Here is a 16,918-nt window from a genome sequence, read left to right on the forward strand (position 1 = left end):
GATGACCCGGTTGGAATGTTCCCAAAGCGTCCTTCTTGTCCGATTATTGGAGGACGTCCCCTGCACTAGGAGTTATGTCATGGTTACTCGCACCACCGAGGTCGAGAAGTTGCTCACCCCCGCGGAGGTGGCGTCCCTGTTCCGGGTCGATCCCAAGACGGTGACGCGTTGGGCGAAGGCAGGGAAGCTCAACTCCATCCGCACGCTCGGCGGCCACCGCCGCTACCGCGAAGTCGAGGTTCGCGCACTGCTCTCAGACGTCCTCTGACCGAGGGGGCGCGTCGGGAGCAGGGCCCGACGCGCAGTCTCGTCTCAGGAGCTCACGTCGAGTGAGCGACGGTACGGTCGGTCCCATGGATTCGAGGGCTGACTCGACGCGCCGTCCAGGCCCTCTCGCAGGGGTGCGAGTCGTCGAGGTCGGCGGCATCGGTCCGGGGCCGTTCGCGGCGATGATGCTGTCCGACCTGGGCGCCGATGTCGTGCGCGTCGACCGACCCGAGGAGGATCTGCGTCCCACCCATGCCGTGCTGCTCAGGGGCCGGCAGTCGGTGGTGGCCGACCTCAAGTCGCCCGACGGCCGGGCCGTCGTGCTCGCGCTCGTCGACCGCGCGGACATCCTCGTCGAGGGGTTCCGCCCCGGGGTGGCCGAACGACTCGGCTTCGGACCCTCCGTCGCGCTCGAGCGCAACCCCCGGCTCGTCTACGGCCGGATGACCGGGTGGGGCCAGGACGGCCCGTATGCCGCGTTGGCCGGGCACGACCTCACCTACCTCGCGGTCGCCGGGGTGCTCGACGCCTTCGCGGGCGCCGACGGGCGGCCCGTCCCCCCGCTCAACCTGCTCGGCGACTTCGGTGGCGGCGGGATGCTGCTGGCGCTGGGCGTCGTCTCCGCTCTGTGGCACGCCCGCGAGTCGGGCCAGGGCCAGGTCGTCGATGCGGCCATCGTCGACGGACTGGCCGCGATGACCGCGATGCACCAGTCGATGCTGGGGTCGGGGCTGTGGCCGGCGGCGCGCGGCGCCAACCTGTTCGACGGTGGTGCGCCGTTCTACCGCTGCTACCGCACCGCCGACGGCCGCTGGCTCGCCGTGGGGGCGATCGAGCCGGTCTTCTACGAGCGCTTCGTGGGTGGACTCGGGCTGGACCCTGCGGAGGTCGGTGCTTCCCAGCTCGACGCCGAGCAGTGGCCCCGGGTGGCCTCGCTGTTCGCCGACCGGATCGCGGCGAAGCCGCTCGCCGAGTGGGTGACCGTCTTCGCCGACCTCGACGCGTGTGTGGCGCCGGTGCTCACGGTGCAGGAGGCCCGCACCGACCCGCACCTGTCCGCGAGGGGCGCATATGCCGCCGTCCCCGGCTCCCCGAATCTGGTCCAACCAGCCCCTGCGCCCCGGTTTTCGGCCACTCCCACCACTGCAGGCACACCCGCCACAGAACCCGGGGCTCATACCGACGTCGTAGAGCGCGAGCTGGGCTTGACACGTTAGGGGGAGGCACTGTCCGCCGAACGGACGAGACAATGGTCAAGGGATGGCAAAAAAATGGTTTCGGGAGTCGATTTCGCGCTTCTATCAGGGGGTAAGCCCTCACCACCCCCATTGGAGCCATCGTGATCAACAGCCTCGGCACTTTCCTCCAGGAGCAGCTCCGCGTCCTCGGATGGAGCCGCGCGACGCTCGCCACGCGGACCGGCCTGGACGAGTGGACGCTCGAGGGAATCCTCGACTCCCCGGTCCTCCCGGAGTGGCCGCAGCCCGATGACATGCTGGCCCTGTCCCGCGCCCTGTGCGTCTCCGTCCGCGAGATCGCCCTGCGCGCCGCCGAGGGCTCCGGCCTCTCCGTCCTGGGTGGCATCGACCACAACGAGGCCCTGATGCTGGCCACCAATGACGAGCTCATGCGCGAGGTGCGACGCCGTCTGGCGCTCGGTGCCCGCACTGGCCAGTACCTCACGAGCGCCGGCCAGCAGGTGAATGCGGACACCGCCCAGTCGGCTTGAGCGTCGGGTCGCCAACCCCCAAGGTGATCCGTCGATGCAGGACCCAGACCCGCCCATGAGCCAGACGGGAACCTGGCAGCACGAGTAAGTCCCTTTCAACGAAGCCGCCGGTCACTCCCCCTGTGACCGGCGGCTTCGTCCTGTCACGGGTCTCGTGCCGGCTAGGTCAGGACTCGCGGCGCAGGACCACGGCGAAGGACTCGAGCGCCTTCACCGCGGCGTCGAGGGCGCGTTCGACAGCCACGAGGGTCGGCTGCTCGACCACGACACCGTCCTCACCGAGGTCCTCGACCTCCTTGCAGAGGGCCGCGAGCTGGGTCGCGCCGAGGTTCGCCGCGCTGCCCTTGAGGGCGTGCGCGGTCCGGCCGAGGTCGTGGGCGGAGCCCGCCTCGCGGGCCTCGCGCATACCGGCCAGGGTGGCCCGCGCGTTGGGCCCGAACCGGTCGATGAAGCGCAGCAGCATCGAGGGGTCGCCGGGGTCGAGGTCGAGGAGCTCCTCCAGCCTGGAGGCGTCGAGCACCGTCGTGTCGGCCAGCGATGCGAGCCGACGACTGTCGGGCGCCTCGTCGTCGACCACGGTCTCGCCCGAGGCGGGCACCCAGCGGTCGAGCGCCTCGCGCAGCAGGGTCACGTCCACCGGCTTGGTGAGGAAGTCGTCCATGCCCGACTCGAGACACCGCTCGCGCTCGCCGGCGATCGCCGCGGCCGTCATGGCGATGATGGGGGTGCGGTAGTGGCCGTCCTCGAAGGACCGGATCATCCGGGTCGCGTCGTAGCCGTCCATCTGCGGCATCTGGCAGTCCATCAGCACGGCGTCGAAGCTGCCGTCGCCGGACTGGAACGCGTAGTAGCCGGCCAGGCCGTTCTCGGCGACGGTCACGGCATACCCGAGGCTCTCGAGGATGCCGACGGCGACCAGCTGGTTGACCTCGTTGTCCTCGACGACGAGGACGTGGCCCCGCGAGCCCGCGGGCGGGCGGCCGGCGGAACGCCCGGCAGCCTCCTCGCCCTCGGAGGCCAGGGTCTCGGCGCGGTCGCCGGCCACGTTGGCCAGGGTGTCGAGGAGGCTGGAGGGGAGGACGGGCTTGGTCAGCGACACGGTGATCCCCGCGGACGACAGCACCTCCGGGTCGAGGTCCATCGCCGAGGTGAGCAGGATGATGCGGGTGTCGGCGAAGCGGCCGTCTCCGCGCACCATCCGGGCGAACTGCTCGCCGTTGACGCCGGGCATGACGTAGTCGAGCAGCACGATGTCGAACGGCACGTTGCGACGGTGGGCGTCGTCGAGCAGGCCCAGGCCCTCGACGCCGGAGGAGGCGATGGCGGCCTCGATGGACCACCCCGCCAGCTGCTCCTCGAGGATGAAGCGGTTGGTCTCGTTGTCGTCGACGACCAGGACCCGCAGTCCTGCCACGTCGGGCAGCGGCGGCCGCTCGTCCTCTCGCTCCTGGGCCGGCTCGAAGCGGGCGGTGAACCAGAAGGTGCTGCCGTAGCCGGTCTCGCTGTTGACCCCGATCTCGCCGTCCATCTGCTCGACGATCTGGCGGCTGATGGCCAGTCCCAGGCCGGTGCCGCCGTACTCGCGGGTCGTGGAGTTGTCGCCCTGGGAGAAGGCGGTGAACAGCCGGTCCTTGACCTCGGGGCTCATGCCGCTGCCGGTGTCGCTGACCTCCACCCGGATGACCGTGCTGCCGTCGTCGTGGGTGGACTCCACGCTGGCCCGCACGACGACCTCACCGCTGGAGGTGAACTTCACGGCGTTGGAGGTGAGGTTGGAGATGACCTGGCCGAAGCGCACGGGGTCGCCACAGACAGCGCGCGGCACGTCGGGCAGGCAGGTCACGGCGAGCTCGAGGTCCTTGGCGCGGGCGCGCTCGGCCATCAGCGTGGTGCTCTGCTCGACGATGGCGCGGGGGTCGAAGTCGACCGCCTCGAGCTCGAGTCGCCCAGCCTCGATCTTGGACAGGTCGAGGATGTCGTTGACGAGCGCGAGTAGGGCGCGACCGGCGCCGTCGATCCCGTCGGCGAGCCGGCGCTGGTGGGCGGTCAGCTCGGTGCGCCCCAGGAGCTCGGACAGGCCGATCACGCCGTTGAGGGGCGTGCGGATCTCGTGGCTCATCGTCGCGAGGAACTCGGACTTTGCGAGCGACGCGCTCTCCGCGTTGTCGCGTGCCTGACGGAGCTTCTCGGCCGCGAGCTCGCGCTCCGCGACCCGCGCGAAGATCGAGGTCGCCCGGGCGACGGTGAGGCCGTCGGTCTCGGTAGGGGGAGTGTTGGCCCGGGTGTCCATGACGATGACGCAGGCGGCCCGTCCTTCGGCGACCACGGGTGCCGCGACCAGGCTGGTGCCCTCGGTCGTGAGCGAGGCGTGCGGCGATCGGCTGCTGACCGCCTCGTGGGCGAGCCGTTGGGCCTCCACCAGGTCCTCGTCCGGCACGGGGCGGGTGTCCGCGGGCACCGGGACCAGGTTGTCGTCGGAGTCCACCACCCAGGCGGCCACCGACTGCCACCCGGTGTGGGTCGTCACGAGGTCCATGATCTGGGGGATGACCTCGGCGAGCGTGGTGGCCTCGTTGGCGGCCGTGGCCATCGCGGTCAGCAGGGCCAGGGCCTGCTCGGCGTCCTTGGTGTCCGTGACATCCTGCGACGTGCCGCCCATGCGGACGATCGCGCCGGTGTCGTCGGTGCCGACCTGGCCCCGGCCACGGATCCACGCGATCGAGCCGTCTCCCTTGAAGATCCGGGCGTCGAACTCGAACTCGCGGTTGCCCTCCAAGGCGTGTTGCACGGCCTGGGCGGCGACGTCGCGGTCGTCGGGGTGCATCCGGTCGAGAAAACCTTGGTAGTTGGGGACGAAACCCTCGTCCGGGATGACGCCGTAGATCCGGTAGAGCTCGTCGGACCAGGTCACGACGTCGTTCACGACGTCCCATTCCCAGCTACCGATCTTGGCGATCCGCTGGGCCTCGGCGAGCTGGGTCTCGCGGCGCTGGAGGGTGTCGATGAGGCGCCGCTGGTGGCTGTACTCCGTGACCCGGTGCAGCCACCCGACGTGGTGGCCGTCGTCGTCGTTGATGGGCGTGTGGCTGACGAGGGCCCAGAAGCGCTCGCCGTCCTTGCGCAGCAGGCTGCACTCGAGGTTGCTGCCACTCTCGCGGCTGGTCTCCAGGTCCTTCAGGTGGTGCTCGAACTGTGCCTGGCCCTCCTCGTCGAGGGTCTCGAAGACCGACAGCCCCGGCATCTCCTCGGGGGCGCGACCGAGCATCTGCGCCATGCGCGGGTTGGCCAGCACCGTGTGGCCCTCGTTGTCGAACACCCAGAGGCCGTCCGGCGACGCGTCGACGAGCCAGCGGCTGAGGTCGCCGTGGCTGCTGGCGTCGCGGAGGTCTCGGCGGTCGCCGGTACGGGCGCCGAGGTGGCCGAGCTGTGGATCCTGCACACAGCGAGTTTGGTGCATCGGGCTGTGGAAACCCACTCGAACACTCGGATCGTCGGCACCGGCCCTCATCGCGCGAACGAACCCGACCCGGCGTTGCCGGCGTCACACGCTCCGGGAACGGCGAAGCCGCAGTTCAGCGTGCTGCTGACCTGCGGCTTCTGGAGGGTGGCCAGGGGCGGGGTCGAACCGCCGACCTTCCGATTTTCAGTCGGACGCTCGTACCAACTGAGCTACCTGGCCGTATCGCACGTCCGTGGCGGCGGACATGCGATCGCGGCGGCCTCGTGCCGAAGCCCGGGTGACCGTCGCGACTGCAGGATCATAGCCGATCGAGAGGGCTAACTCACACCGGAGTGCACCAGCGGAATAGCCGCGTGTGCAACGAAGTTGCGCTGGGCATGAAGGCAATCACCTACGCCGGGTACGGCGACCCCGACACCCTCCAGCTCACCGATGTGGCCGACCCCAAGGTCGGTCCGGGTGAGGTGCTGATCCGCGTCCGCAGCGCGAGTGTGAACCCCGTTGACTGGAAGGTGGCCAAGGGCTACCTCGACGGACTGATGGTGGTGGGCTTCCCCGCGATCCCGGGCTGGGACGTCGCCGGAGTGGTCGAGGCCGTCGGTCTCGACACCCCCGAGTGGTCGGTCGGCGACGAGGTGATCGCCTACGCCCGCAAGGACTGGGTGCAGGGCGGCACGTTCGCCGAGCTCGTCACCGCACCCGTGCGCACCGTCGCTCGCAAGCCGAAATCGCTGGACTGGCACCAGGCCGCCGGCCTCCCGCTCGCCGGCCTCACGGCATACCAGCTGCTGGCGCGGTTGGGCCTCAAGGAAGGCGAGACCGTGCTGGTCCACGCCGCCGCCGGCGGCGTCGGGCTCCTCGCCGTGCAGATCGCCCGTGCGCTCGGCGCGCGCGTGATCGGCACCGCCTCCGAGGGCAACCACGAGTTCTTGCGCGGGCTGGGTGTCGAGCCGGTGTCGTATGCCGAGGGGCTGGCCGAGCGCGTGCGCGAGCTCGCGCCCGACGGCGTCGACGTCGTGGCCGACTTCGTCGGTGGCGTGCTGGAGACCACTCGCGCGGTCCTCAAGGACGGTGGCCGACACGGGTCCATCGCCGACGGGACGGTGGCCGAGGCCGGTGGCATCTCTGCCTGGGTGCGTCCCAACGCGGAGGACCTGACCGCTCTGGGCGACCTCGCCGACGACGGCAAGCTGACCGTGCCCGTGGCGGAGGTGTTCCAGCTGGCCGACGCGACCAAGGCGTTCGAGCTGAGCCAGACCGGTCACGTGCGCGGCAAGATCGCCATCGAGGTCAGCACCGACTGAGCTCAGCGAGGCCTGAAAAGGGCGTCCACGCACGGGATTTCGTGCGTGGGCGCCCTTCTCCGTCCCAACATGCGAGAGCAATATCCTACTTATTTGATAGGTAATAGGCGAAGGGCTACGTTCATCCCAGGTCACGAGTTCCAGCGCACAGCCCCGGCTTGCTGGACGGCAACCCTCCCACTCGCGGCGGGGTGCTCCGGGTGAGGACCTGGCGACAGTCGCACGACTGTCGCAAGCGCGAGGCTCTCGGGCCTCCACGAGGACGGAAACCCATGAAGGACAACGGATCCAGGCACCGAGCCGATCGCTCGTGCCACCGTGTCCTGCGCAGGCACGTCGACCTGCTCAGGGTCTCCAGCGCGCTCTGTCACCGCTAACGCGCTAGCTCCGCTCGTCTGTCCGCCGTCACATCCTGACGACGGTCCCTGACGAATCCCCTTCTCCCACGACGGTTCTGCCCCCTGTGGCGGACCCGGTGATGCCCCATGCCCGAAAGGACTTTCCCATGGCTGTCATAGCCACCATCTCCAGCAGTCCCAACCGAACGTCCAAGACCGATGCCGTCCTCGCTGACATCGCCCGCCAGCTGCAGCGAGCCGGCCACGTCGTGGTCCCAGTCGTCCTGCGTGACCTGCCTGCCGAGCCGCTCCTTCGCGGCAACGCCCACGACCCTGACATCGCCCGGGCAGTCGCGGCCCTCGAGGCCGCCGACGCAGTCGTGGTCTCGACCCCGGTCTACAAGGCGGCCTACGGTGGTCTGCTCAAGACCTTCCTCGACCTCCTCCCGCAGTTCGCCCTGCGCGGCAAGGTCGTCCTGCCCGTGGCGACCGGCGGCACCCCGGCTCATGTGCTCGTCGTCGACTACGCCCTGCGCCCGGTGCTGGCCAGCCTCGCTCCGAGCAGCATCACCCCCGGCTGGTTTGTCCTCGCGGACCACATCACCTTGGTGGAGGGCGGAGAGGTGCTCATCGACGAGGTGGCCCACCGTCCTCTTCGCGAGGTGACCGCCGTCTTCCTCGACACGGTCGCGGGCCGTTCGCTCGTGGCCGCGGGTGCCGAGCCGCGTGAGGCGGTGGCCTGATGCGCGCCACGACTCGTCCATCACGGCGTCGTCCCCTCGTGGCGGCGGTATCCACGCTGCTCCCCCTCGGCCTCGTCGGCGGTTGCGCCCTCCCCTCGAGCGAGGCCAGCACGGACGTCAAGGGGCCGGTGACGATCCGCTACCAGGGCTCGGCCAACCTGGTCGGGCTGCCGGAGCTCGCGGCCGACCTCGGGTACTTCCCGACGGTGAAGCTCAAGTGGGTCGGCAACACGACCAGCGGTCCCCAGGACATCCAGTCGGCGGCCACCGGCCAGACCGACGTGGGCGGCGCCTTCTCCGGTGCGGTGGTCAAGCTGATCAAGGCCGGTGCGCCGGTCAAGGCAGTCGTCAACTACTACGGCGAGGACGCCAAGTCCTTCAACGGCTTCTACGTCAAGGAGGACAGCCCGATCCGGACCCCGCGGGACCTGATCGGCAAGAAGATCGCGGTCAACACCCTCGGCGCGCACGCCGAGGCCGTGATCGACACGTACCTCAAGAAGAACGGGCTGACGCCACAGGAGATCGACCGCGTCCAGCTCGTGCCGCTGCCGCCGAACGACACCGAGCTGGCCGTCCGTCGCGGGCAGGTCGACGTGGGCACGCTCTCCGGGGTGCTCCAGGACCACGCCATCGCCACGGGTGGGCTGCGCTCGCTCTTCAGCGACTACGCCCTCTTCGGCGCCTTCAACGGCGGGCAGTACGTGCTGCGTGACGACTTCATCGCGAAGAACCCCGCCGCTGCCAAGGAGTTCGTCACTGGGGTCGCGAAGGCCATCGAGTGGGAGCGCACCACCCCTCGCGCGGAGGTCATCGCCCGGTTCACGAGCATCATCGAGAAGCGCGGCCGCAACGAGAAGACCGACAACCTCAAGTACTGGAAGAGCGTCGGGATCCCCAGCACGGGCGGCGTGATCACCGACGAGGACTTCACCCGGTGGGAGCCGTGGCTGGTCGACAGCGGCATCATCACGAAGGGCGAGCTCCAGCCGAGCAAGCTCTACACCAACGAGTTCAACCAGCTCGCCCAGGACGCATCATGAGCGCGCACATCGAGCTCAAGGGGGTGACCAAGGAGTTTGCGCTGCGGCCCACCCGCGAGCAGCCGCGGGCGCGCACCCTGATGGCGCTCGAGGACGTGTCGCTGGACGTGCCGCGCGGTGAGTTCCTGACCCTGGTCGGCCCCAGCGGGTCGGGCAAGACCACCCTGCTGGACCTCCTCGGAGGGCTCAGTCGACCGACACGTGGGAGCGTCCTCGTCGAGGGACGCGAGGTGACCGGCCCGGGGCTCGACCGCGGGATCGTCTTCCAGCAGTACGCGCTCTTCCCCTGGCGCACCACCCTGGCCAACGTCACCTTCGCTCTCGAGCAGCAGGGGCTCGGCCGACGTGAGCGCATCGAGCGTGCGAGGGAGAACCTCGCTCTGGTCGGCCTGGAGGGCTTCGAGGACCGCTATCCCCACGAGCTGTCGGGAGGGATGAAGCAGCGGGTGGCGATCGCCCGCAGCCTCGCCTACCAGCCCGGCATCCTGCTCATGGACGAGCCGTTCGCAGCCCTGGACGCGCAGACCCGCGAGCAGCTGCAGGACGAGCTCGTGCGGATCTGGCGGGCCACCGGCACCACGGTCGTCTTCATCACGCACGGCATCGAGGAGGCGGTCTACCTCGGCCAGCGCGTCGCGGTGCTGAGCTCGCGTCCCGGCCGGCTCAAGGCGCTCGTCGACATCGACCTCGGCGACCGGGAGTCCACGACGGACCTACGCTCCGACCCCCGCTTCGTCCACTACCGGCACGAGGTCTGGACGCTCCTGCACGACGAGGTTCGGAGGGCCCAGGACGCCGGGCACCTCAAGATCCAGCCCGATGGCACAGAGAAGGCAGCCTGATGAACATCACCCCACAAAGTTCTTCGCTCCTGCGTCGCTCCGATACTTCGCGGGGACCCCGATGAGCACTGCGACCCTCGAGGCCCCATCCGCGGTGACGGTCGTCACGCCGACCGCGTCCACGCGGCATACGAGGGGGCATGGCCTGGCGCGCAGCGTCGGCAGGCTCACCCGGCGATCGGCGGCCGTGGTCCTCTTCCTGCTGCTGTGGGAGTACGGCACCCAGTACCTGCTCGACCCCGCGCGCAGGGTCTTCCTGCCACCCCTCCACGAGGTCCTGCAGGCCTGGTGGGGTCTGGCCGAGAGCGGGCAGCTCCAGCAGCACGTGGCGGCCAGCCTGACCCGGTCGGCGGTGGGGTTCAGCCTCGCCGTGGTGTCGGGGATCGCCCTCGGGCTGGTGGTGGCCTGGTACGACGGCCTGCGGGAGTTCCTCACCCCGCTGCTCGAGGCGTTCCGCAACACCGCGGCGCTCGCCCTCCTGCCGGTCTTCGTCCTGCTCCTCGGAATCGGCGAGACCAGCAAGATCTCGATCGTCGCCTACGCCAGCTTCTTCCCGGTGCTGCTCAACACCATCGCCGGGGTGCGGACTGTCGACCCGCTGCTGGTGAGGGCGGCCCGGTCGCTCGGCCTGGGCAGCCTCGCGCTGTTCCAGAAGGTCGTGCTGCCTTCGGCGGTGCCGACGATCTTCACGGGCGTGCGGATGGCCGGCACGTCGTCGATCCTCGTGCTCATCGCCGCCGAGATGGTCGGCGCCAAGGCCGGGCTCGGCTACCTCATCGTCAACGCACAGAGCAGCTTCCAGATCCCGGACATGTACGCCGGAATCCTCACCGTCTCGCTGTTCGGCCTCCTCGTGAACACGGTCCTGGTGCGGCTGGAGCGGCACTTCTCCCGGTGGCGCGTCGCGGCCGCTGCTCGCTGAGGCCGGCAGCCACCCCCACTCGAAACTCCCTGAAAGGTGACCAGATCCATGTCTCCGACCCCCGGGGCCCGCCCCCGACGAGAGCTCCACCTCAACGCATTCATCATGTCCACCGGACACCACGAGGCGGCCTGGCGCCACCCCGACGTCGAGCCGGCCAGGGCGCTGACCCTCCAGCACTACGTCGACATCGCACGGACCGCCGAGCGGGGACGCCTCGACTCGGTGTTCTTCGCCGACAGCGTCGCGCTGCACGGCAAGGTGCGGCACAACACGCACAGCGCCTTCGAGCCGTTGACGCTGCTGGCGGCGCTCGCGGCGTCGACCAGCCACGTCGGCCTGATCGCGACGGCCTCGACGACCTACAACCACCCCTACACGTTGGCGCGGGCGTTCGCCTCGCTCGACCACCTCAGCGGTGGCCGGGCGGGGTGGAACATCGTCACCAGCGCCGGTCAGGACGAGGCGCGAAACTTCGGCCTGACCGACCGTCCCGACCACGAGGCGAGGTATGCCCGGGCCACCGAGTTCGTGCAGCTGGCCCAGGCCCTCTGGGACTCCTTCGACGACGAGGCAGTGGTTGCGGACAAGGCTGCCGGGATCTACGCCGACACCGACCTGATCACCCCGGTCGACCACCGGGGCGAGCACTACGAGGTGCGGGGCCCGCTCAACATCCGCAGGCCGGTCCAGGGCTACCCGCTGCTGGTCCAGGCGGGGTCGAGCGATTCCGGCAAGGAGTACGCAGCCCGCTTCGCCGAGGCCGTCTTCACTGCGCAGCAGACCCTTGAGGAGGCGCAGGGCTTCTACGCCGACCTCAAGGGGCGGCTCACCGCGCACGGTCGGCGCCCCGAGGAGCTGCTGATCCTCCCGGGGATCAGCCCGGTCATCGGCCGCACGGAAGCGGAGGCCCAGGCCAAGGAGGCCGAGCTCAACGCCCTGATCAACCCGGCATACGGACTGGCGCAGCTGTCGAGCATGCTCGACCACGAGCTGACGGAGGCGGACCTCGACGGGCCGCTGCCCCCGGTCGAGGCGGGCACGGAAGGCAACCAGAGCCGCAAACAGCTCGTCCTCGACCTCTCCGCCCGGGAGGGCCTCACGGTGCGGCAGCTCATCGAGCGCCTCGCCGGTGGGCGCGGCCACCGCGTGTTCGCGGGCACCGCGACCCAGGTCGCGGACCAGATCCAGGAGTGGTTCGAGCAAGGGGCGGCGGACGGTTTCAACGTCATGCCGCCGACCCTGCCGGGCGGGCTCGACGACTTCGTCGACCTCGTGGTGCCCGAGCTGCAGCGACGCGGGCTGTTCCGCATCGAGTACACGGGCGAGACCCTGCGCGACCACTACGGACTAGCCCGCCCAGCCAACCCCAACACCCAGAACCACCCCTCGCTCCACGACACGAAGGAGAACGCCGCATGACCGCCATCGCCACCGACCGGGACGTCCGCAAGCTCACCGGGCGCATCGGCGCCGAGATCATCGGGGTCGACCCCGCTGCCGAGCTGGATGCCGAGACGGTCGAGTTCCTCAACCAGGCGCTGCTCGAGCACAAGGCGCTCGTCTTCCGGCGCGCACCGCTCACCGACGAGGAGCAGGAGCGGTTCGCCGCACGCTTCGGTGCGCTCACCACAGCCCACCCCACGGTCGCGTCCGCTCCCGGCGCCCCCCGCGTGCTGCCGGTCGACAGCGAGAAGGGCGTCGCCAACCACTGGCACACCGACGTCACCTTCGTGCAGGCACCACCGAAAGCCACGACCCTCTCGAGCAAGGTCGTGCCGCCGCACGGCGGCGAGACGCTCATCGCCAACACCGGTGCCGCCTACCGCGACCTGCCGAAGCCGCTGCGGCTGCTCGCGGACTCGCTCTGGGCGATCCACACCAACGACTACGACTACGCGCAGCCCGAGGAAGCGCTCGACGACCAGACCAGGGAGAACCGCGCCGAGTTCACGTCCATCGCCTTCCGCACCGCTCACCCGGTCGTGCGCGTCCACCCGGAGTCGGGGGAGAAGGGTCTCTACCTGGGCGGATTCGCCCAGCGGTTGGTCGGGTTGTCCGTGTCCGAGAGCCGTGAGCTGATCCGACTGCTCCAGTCCTACGTGAGCCGACCTGAGAACGTCGTCAGAGTTGCTTGGGAACCCGACCAGCTGGTCATCTTCGACAACCGGATCACCCAGCACTACGCGATCGACAACTACGACCGCCTGCCGCGCCAGCTCCACCGCGTGACCGTGGCCGGTGACGTGCCGGTCGGGCTGACCGGTGAGCGCAGCCGCGTGATCGAGGGCGATGCGTCGCACTACACCGACTGACGTCGGGTGCCTCAGGCGGCGCCATGGGCCGGCCTCAGGCACGCGACTCTGCTCGAGAAAGACGAAAGGCCCGCACTCTCGTGCGGGCCTTTCGTGTGGGGCGACCCCGACCGGGCTCGAACCGGCGACCTCCGCCGTGACAGGGCGGCGCGCTAACCAACTGCGCTACGGGGCCTAGATGGTGCTGGTAATGCGTATCCCCAACGGGATTCGAACCCGTGCTACCGCCGTGAAAGGGCGGGGTCCTAGGCCGCTAGACGATGGGGACCAGTTCAACGGCCCCCCGCCGTTTAGCGCCAGGCGCGGATCCGTCGAGGACTCGCGAAAGCATAAGGGCAGACTGCCCCGATAACCAAAACGGGTCCGTGGGCGCCGGGGCCCGTCCGGCTGGCTCCGGCTCGCCCCAGGGGCCGAGAGTATGCCGCGTGGCTCGTCAGGCGCGCGCCTCACGGAGCGCGGCGCGGACCAGGTCGACGGCCGCGGACTCGCTGAGCCCGGCCCGCGCGGCCCGGATGGCGTATTCGGCGGCGCTGCGGTTGAGGGCGACGTCGAGCGGCTGCGAGCCCGCTGCGACCACCGTCCCGGCCCGGCGGCGGGTCGTCACCAGACCCTCGGCCTCGAGCTCCTTGTAGGCGCGGGCCACGGTGTTGACCGCCAGCCCGAGGTCGGCAGCCAGCGCTCGCACGGTGGGCAACCGGTCGCCCTCGGCCAGGCTGCCCCGGCCGATCAGGCCGGCGAGCTGGGTCCGGACCTGCTCGTACGGCGGCTCCGCCGCGCCCAGGTCGATGGTGACCAGCAGGTCGCTCATGCCCCGACCCGGGTGGCGTCAGGGACCGGGATGGCCTCGTGGCGGGGGAGCCGCGGGCCGCCGACAACGAAGGCCGCGAGGGTGAGCAGCAGGAGGCTGAGCCCGATCGCGGTCGCCGTGAAGCCCAGGTTCTGCACCCAGTCGAAGGGGGGCTGGGGGCTTCGCGAGTCGTTCATCCGCAGGTTCTGGGTCACGCTGTTGACGGTGGCACCCATCGTCATCCAGAGGCCTGCGGCGGTGCTGAGCGAACCAATGGCCGCGGGGCGGAGCACCCGGGTCGTCGACGCGCCACGGACTGCGGCATCGAGGTCCTCGTGACCCGGCCCGAGGGCCGGTCGGGCTTCGACCCGCGCCCAGGCGAACCAGGTGGCCAGCCCGAGGAACAGCGTCGCCGCACCCACGGCCACGGCGTACGGCGCGCCGGGGTAGGGGGTGCCGAAGGTCGAGACACCGGGGGCGGTCCGCGCGAAGGAGCGTCCACCGGGCGCCGCGGTCAGGGCTCCGATGACCAGCGCCGCGACGGTCGCGGAGAGGCCGACCACCACCAGGCGCGACAACCACGCCGGCCGTGGTGCCCGTCGTCCGCCGAGGCTCGCAGTCCGCACCGGGCCCGTGGGGCGTGGCCAGGTCCGCTCGGCGACCGCTGCGGTGAGCACGGCGACCGCGCAGCCGAGGGCCGGGAGGGTGGCCAGGCGGATGTCGAGGTCCAAGCCGCTCGCCAACCCGAGCCAGGCCATGGTGGCGACGAGCCCGGCCACCCCGGTCGCGGCCGACGCCGCCAGTGAGCGCGCTTGGGCCGTGCGCGCGGCGCCGTGCGACTGCAGCGTGTCGACCAGACGGATCACGCCGGCGATGAGGATCCCCAGGGCGACGGGCACGAACAGCAGTCCAGCAAGGGCGATGGCCATCACGACTCCTTTGTATCAATGACTTAACTCATTAAGACATTGATGGTCGCGATCCGTCAAGCCGTCAGGTCACGTGTCGGCGCCCGACCACTCCAGCAGTCGCTCGACGTCCCAGGTGGTGACGATCCGGTCGGGGTCGATCCCCAGCGCCTCGGCGCGCTCGCAGCCGTAGGCCTTGATCTCCAGCTGACCCGGCGCGTGGGCATCGGAGTCGATCGCGAAGAGGCAGCCGATCTCCATCGCGAGCCGGATGAGGTCATCCGGGGGGTCGCGCCGCTCCGGCCGGCTGTTGATCTCCACGGCGGTGCCGTGCTCGGCGCAGGCCTCGAAGACCGCCTGCGCGTCGAAGTCTGACTGCGGTCGCGTGCCACGGGACCCCTCGACGAGCCGGCCGGTGCAGTGGCCGAGGACGTTGACGCGCGGGGTGGACACCGCCGCCACCATTCGCTTGGTCATCGGTGCCCGGTTCATCTTGAGCTTGGAGTGGACGCTGGCGGTGACCAGGTCGAGCTTGCCCAGCATGGTGTCGGTCTGGTCGAGGGCTCCGTCGTCGAGGATGTCGACCTCGATCCCCTTCAGCAGCCGGAACTGGCCGTCGAGCGAGGCGTTGATGGCCTCGACGATGGCGAGCTGCTTGGTGAGCCGCTCGGCGGTGAGCCCGTTGGCCACCCGCAGCTGGGGCGAGTGGTCGGTGAGCACCAGCCACTCGTGGCCCAGCTCGACCGCAGTCAGCACCATCTCGTCGATAGGGCTCCCGCCGTCCGACCAGTTGGAGTGCGAGTGGCAGTCGCCCTTGATGCGGGCGAGCAGCTCGCCGCCGCCCTTGGCGAGGGGCTTCGCCTTGTCCTGCAACGACTCCAGGTATGCCGGGAGCTCGCCGTCCAGCGCCTCGCTCACCACCGCGGCGGTGGACTTGCCGATGCCGGCCAGGTCCTGGAGCGTCCCCGCCTCGTGCCGGCTCCGGAGCTCGTCCTCCGGTGTCTCGCGGACCGTCACGACGGCCTTGCGGAACGCCTCCACGCGGTAGCTGCCGGCCCGCTCGCGTTCGAGGAGGAAGGCGATGCGCCGCAGCGCCTCGTCGGGCTCGACGGGGGCGGTGAGGGGTTCGACGGCGGCGACCACGCGGTCGAGTGTAGGGCGGTGGGCCGACCGTCTCCGGGGCTCAGGTGTCGAACTGCGCGCGCATCATGAGGTCCCAGAGTCGGGACCCGCCGAGGGTGCGGATGGCGATCAGGGCCCGGGCCGTGGGCGTCACGATGTACCTCGGCTTGGGGTGGCGGGACTCGATGGCGCGACGGATGACCTTGGCGACGGCCTCCGGGTGAGCGGAGACCAGCGAGCTGCCGTATCCACCGGCAGTGTTGCTGGCGCTGGAAGCCAGCAACGCGGCATACGGTGAATCCCCTTGTGTGCCAGCGGCATCGGAGGAAAGTGCCGTGCCCGCGAACTCCGTGCGGATGAGACCGGGCTCGATGAGGCTGACACCGATGCCGAAGCTGCGGACCTCGGTGCGCAGGGCGTCGCTCAGCGCCTCCACGGCGTACTTGGTCGAGTGGTAGTAGCCGCCCACGGGGAAGGTGAAGCGACCACCCATGGAGCCGACGTTGACGATCCGGCCCTCGCCCGCCTCGCGCATGGCGGGAAGCACGAGCTGGGTCAGGCGGGCGACACCGAAGACATTGGTCTCGAACATGGTCCGGACCTTCTCGAGGTCGGTCTCCTCGATGGTGCCGTACTCCCCGTAGCCGGCGTTGTTGACCAGCGCGCCGATCCGGCCGTGGTCGGCCTCGATCGTCTTGACGGCCACCGACATCGACTCCTCGGAGGTGACGTCGAGGGCTAGCACCTGGGCGCCGCGGGACGCGAGGTCGCGGAGCGTCTCGGGGCGCCGGGCGGTGGCGTAGACGATGTGCCCGGCCTCGAGCAGGACCTGCGCGGTGGCGCGGCCGATCCCCGACGAGCAGCCGGTGAGGAGGACGGGGCCGGTGGGGGCCGGGCTCACGACTGGTCGCGCGGACCGTTGGACCGGTCGTTGCGCCGGTCGTACAGCCGCTCCACGCCCGCGTAGGCGAGCCAGCCGACGGCCAGGGCGATGACGAACGCGATCCACGAGCTGAGGTCGGGCAGGACCGCCTCGACCACCTCGCGCACGATGACGATCGCGCAGACGGCGACGATGATCGGGGCGAAGGCGGCGATGCCGGTGGGCCGGTTGCCCGGGGTGGGACTCATCTGGCCA

Annotated in this window: 16 protein-coding genes, 3 tRNA genes and 1 riboswitch; of the genes, 10 read left to right on the forward strand and 9 right to left on the reverse strand. The window is 70.2% G+C overall.

Going from position 1 to position 16,918, the window contains the following annotated elements:
* The first annotated feature begins 79 nt into the window (after positions 1-79).
* The 3 genes from AC1DWJ_RS17565 to AC1DWJ_RS17575 all read left to right on the forward strand — a co-directional run bounded on the left by AC1DWJ_RS17565 (position 80) and on the right by AC1DWJ_RS17575 (position 1,996).
* On the forward strand, positions 80-268 hold the full coding sequence (locus AC1DWJ_RS17565; RefSeq protein ID WP_056922026.1) for a BldC family transcriptional regulator: 189 nt from the start codon (positions 80-82) through the stop codon (positions 266-268).
* An 85-nt stretch (positions 269-353) separates the two neighbouring features.
* A complete protein-coding gene (locus AC1DWJ_RS17570; protein ID WP_457255069.1) occupies positions 354-1,484 on the forward strand; it encodes a CaiB/BaiF CoA transferase family protein in 1,131 nt (376 codons plus the stop codon).
* A gap of 122 nt (positions 1,485-1,606) precedes the next feature.
* On the forward strand, positions 1,607-1,996 hold the full coding sequence (locus AC1DWJ_RS17575; protein WP_457255070.1) for a hypothetical protein: 390 nt from the start codon (positions 1,607-1,609) through the stop codon (positions 1,994-1,996).
* A 166-nt stretch (positions 1,997-2,162) separates the two neighbouring features.
* Here the strand turns inward: AC1DWJ_RS17575 and AC1DWJ_RS17580 are convergent, their stop codons facing one another.
* On the reverse strand, positions 2,163-5,435 hold the full coding sequence (locus AC1DWJ_RS17580; RefSeq protein WP_477621502.1) for a response regulator: 3,273 nt from the start codon (positions 5,433-5,435) through the stop codon (positions 2,163-2,165).
* A 166-nt stretch (positions 5,436-5,601) separates the two neighbouring features.
* Positions 5,602-5,675 (reverse strand) — tRNA-Phe (locus AC1DWJ_RS17585).
* Between the two features lie 158 nt (positions 5,676-5,833).
* Between AC1DWJ_RS17585 and AC1DWJ_RS17590 the strand changes: the two genes are divergently transcribed.
* From AC1DWJ_RS17590 to AC1DWJ_RS17620, 7 genes are all read left to right on the forward strand, one after another.
* A complete protein-coding gene (locus tag AC1DWJ_RS17590; RefSeq protein WP_477621503.1) occupies positions 5,834-6,760 on the forward strand; it encodes an NADP-dependent oxidoreductase in 927 nt (308 codons plus the stop codon).
* A 129-nt stretch (positions 6,761-6,889) separates the two neighbouring features.
* Positions 6,890-7,004, forward strand: a riboswitch (SAM riboswitch).
* Between the two features lie 261 nt (positions 7,005-7,265).
* Positions 7,266-7,841 (forward strand): NADPH-dependent FMN reductase, encoded by a 576-nt coding sequence (gene ssuE / locus AC1DWJ_RS17595; protein ID WP_477621504.1) that lies wholly within the window; start codon positions 7,266-7,268, stop codon positions 7,839-7,841.
* Complete coding sequence (locus AC1DWJ_RS17600; protein WP_477621505.1) at positions 7,841-8,884, forward strand: ABC transporter substrate-binding protein; 1,044 nt, start codon at positions 7,841-7,843, stop codon at positions 8,882-8,884. Before ssuE ends, AC1DWJ_RS17600 begins: the two co-directional genes overlap by 1 nt.
* A complete protein-coding gene (locus tag AC1DWJ_RS17605) occupies positions 8,881-9,726 on the forward strand; it encodes an ABC transporter ATP-binding protein (RefSeq protein ID WP_477621506.1) in 846 nt (281 codons plus the stop codon). The genes AC1DWJ_RS17600 and AC1DWJ_RS17605 overlap by 4 nt, the downstream gene beginning before the upstream one ends.
* Before the next feature lie 61 nt (positions 9,727-9,787).
* Complete coding sequence (locus AC1DWJ_RS17610; protein ID WP_477621507.1) at positions 9,788-10,648, forward strand: ABC transporter permease; 861 nt, start codon at positions 9,788-9,790, stop codon at positions 10,646-10,648.
* A gap of 48 nt (positions 10,649-10,696) precedes the next feature.
* Positions 10,697-12,070 carry an LLM class flavin-dependent oxidoreductase gene (locus tag AC1DWJ_RS17615; RefSeq protein WP_477621508.1) on the forward strand — a complete coding sequence of 458 codons (1,374 nt, stop codon included), beginning with the start codon at positions 10,697-10,699 and terminating at the stop codon, positions 12,068-12,070.
* Positions 12,067-12,963, forward strand: a complete 897-nt coding sequence (locus AC1DWJ_RS17620) for a TauD/TfdA dioxygenase family protein (protein ID WP_477621509.1) — start codon at positions 12,067-12,069, stop codon at positions 12,961-12,963. The genes AC1DWJ_RS17615 and AC1DWJ_RS17620 overlap by 4 nt, the downstream gene beginning before the upstream one ends.
* Before the next feature lie 101 nt (positions 12,964-13,064).
* Here AC1DWJ_RS17620 and AC1DWJ_RS17625 read toward each other — a convergent pair.
* The 7 genes from AC1DWJ_RS17625 to AC1DWJ_RS17655 form a co-directional block, all read right to left on the reverse strand.
* Positions 13,065-13,138, reverse strand: a tRNA-Asp gene (locus AC1DWJ_RS17625).
* A gap of 20 nt (positions 13,139-13,158) precedes the next feature.
* Positions 13,159-13,231, reverse strand: a tRNA-Glu gene (locus AC1DWJ_RS17630).
* 165 nt (positions 13,232-13,396) lie between these two features.
* The gene (locus tag AC1DWJ_RS17635) at positions 13,397-13,771 is read right to left on the reverse strand and encodes a GntR family transcriptional regulator (RefSeq protein WP_477621510.1); all 375 of its coding nucleotides are present in this window, start codon (positions 13,769-13,771) and stop codon (positions 13,397-13,399) included.
* Positions 13,768-14,679, reverse strand: coding sequence for a hypothetical protein (locus AC1DWJ_RS17640; RefSeq protein WP_477621511.1), 912 nt, complete (start codon positions 14,677-14,679; stop codon positions 13,768-13,770). The genes AC1DWJ_RS17635 and AC1DWJ_RS17640 overlap by 4 nt, the downstream gene beginning before the upstream one ends.
* A gap of 69 nt (positions 14,680-14,748) precedes the next feature.
* Positions 14,749-15,801, reverse strand: a complete 1,053-nt coding sequence (locus AC1DWJ_RS17645) for a PHP domain-containing protein (protein ID WP_477621512.1) — start codon at positions 15,799-15,801, stop codon at positions 14,749-14,751.
* 40 nt (positions 15,802-15,841) lie between these two features.
* Positions 15,842-16,681: an oxidoreductase gene (locus AC1DWJ_RS17650; protein ID WP_477621513.1), complete on the reverse strand. Its 840-nt coding sequence runs from the start codon at positions 16,679-16,681 to the stop codon at positions 15,842-15,844.
* On the reverse strand, positions 16,678-16,911 hold the full coding sequence (locus AC1DWJ_RS17655; RefSeq protein WP_457256557.1) for a hypothetical protein: 234 nt from the start codon (positions 16,909-16,911) through the stop codon (positions 16,678-16,680). The genes AC1DWJ_RS17650 and AC1DWJ_RS17655 overlap by 4 nt, the downstream gene beginning before the upstream one ends.
* Positions 16,912-16,918 lie beyond the last annotated feature (7 nt).

It is taken from the genome of Pedococcus sp. P2_D7, from assembly GCF_056404295.1.

Coding starts and splice junctions, on each gene's coding strand:
- AC1DWJ_RS17565 (WP_056922026.1), top strand. CDS start 80: ATGGTTACTCGCACCACCGAGGTCGAGAAGTTGCTCACCCCCGCGGAG.
- AC1DWJ_RS17570 (WP_457255069.1), top strand. CDS start 354: ATGGATTCGAGGGCTGACTCGACGCGCCGTCCAGGCCCTCTCGCAGGG.
- AC1DWJ_RS17590 (WP_477621503.1), top strand. CDS start 5,834: ATGAAGGCAATCACCTACGCCGGGTACGGCGACCCCGACACCCTCCAG.
- ssuE (WP_477621504.1), top strand. CDS start 7,266: ATGGCTGTCATAGCCACCATCTCCAGCAGTCCCAACCGAACGTCCAAG.
- AC1DWJ_RS17600 (WP_477621505.1), top strand. CDS start 7,841: ATGCGCGCCACGACTCGTCCATCACGGCGTCGTCCCCTCGTGGCGGCG.
- AC1DWJ_RS17605 (WP_477621506.1), top strand. CDS start 8,881: ATGAGCGCGCACATCGAGCTCAAGGGGGTGACCAAGGAGTTTGCGCTG.
- AC1DWJ_RS17610 (WP_477621507.1), top strand. CDS start 9,788: ATGAGCACTGCGACCCTCGAGGCCCCATCCGCGGTGACGGTCGTCACG.
- AC1DWJ_RS17615 (WP_477621508.1), top strand. CDS start 10,697: ATGTCTCCGACCCCCGGGGCCCGCCCCCGACGAGAGCTCCACCTCAAC.
- AC1DWJ_RS17620 (WP_477621509.1), top strand. CDS start 12,067: ATGACCGCCATCGCCACCGACCGGGACGTCCGCAAGCTCACCGGGCGC.
- AC1DWJ_RS17635 (WP_477621510.1), bottom strand. CDS start 13,771: ATGAGCGACCTGCTGGTCACCATCGACCTGGGCGCGGCGGAGCCGCCG.
- AC1DWJ_RS17640 (WP_477621511.1), bottom strand. CDS start 14,679: ATGGCCATCGCCCTTGCTGGACTGCTGTTCGTGCCCGTCGCCCTGGGG.
- AC1DWJ_RS17655 (WP_457256557.1), bottom strand. CDS start 16,911: ATGAGTCCCACCCCGGGCAACCGGCCCACCGGCATCGCCGCCTTCGCC.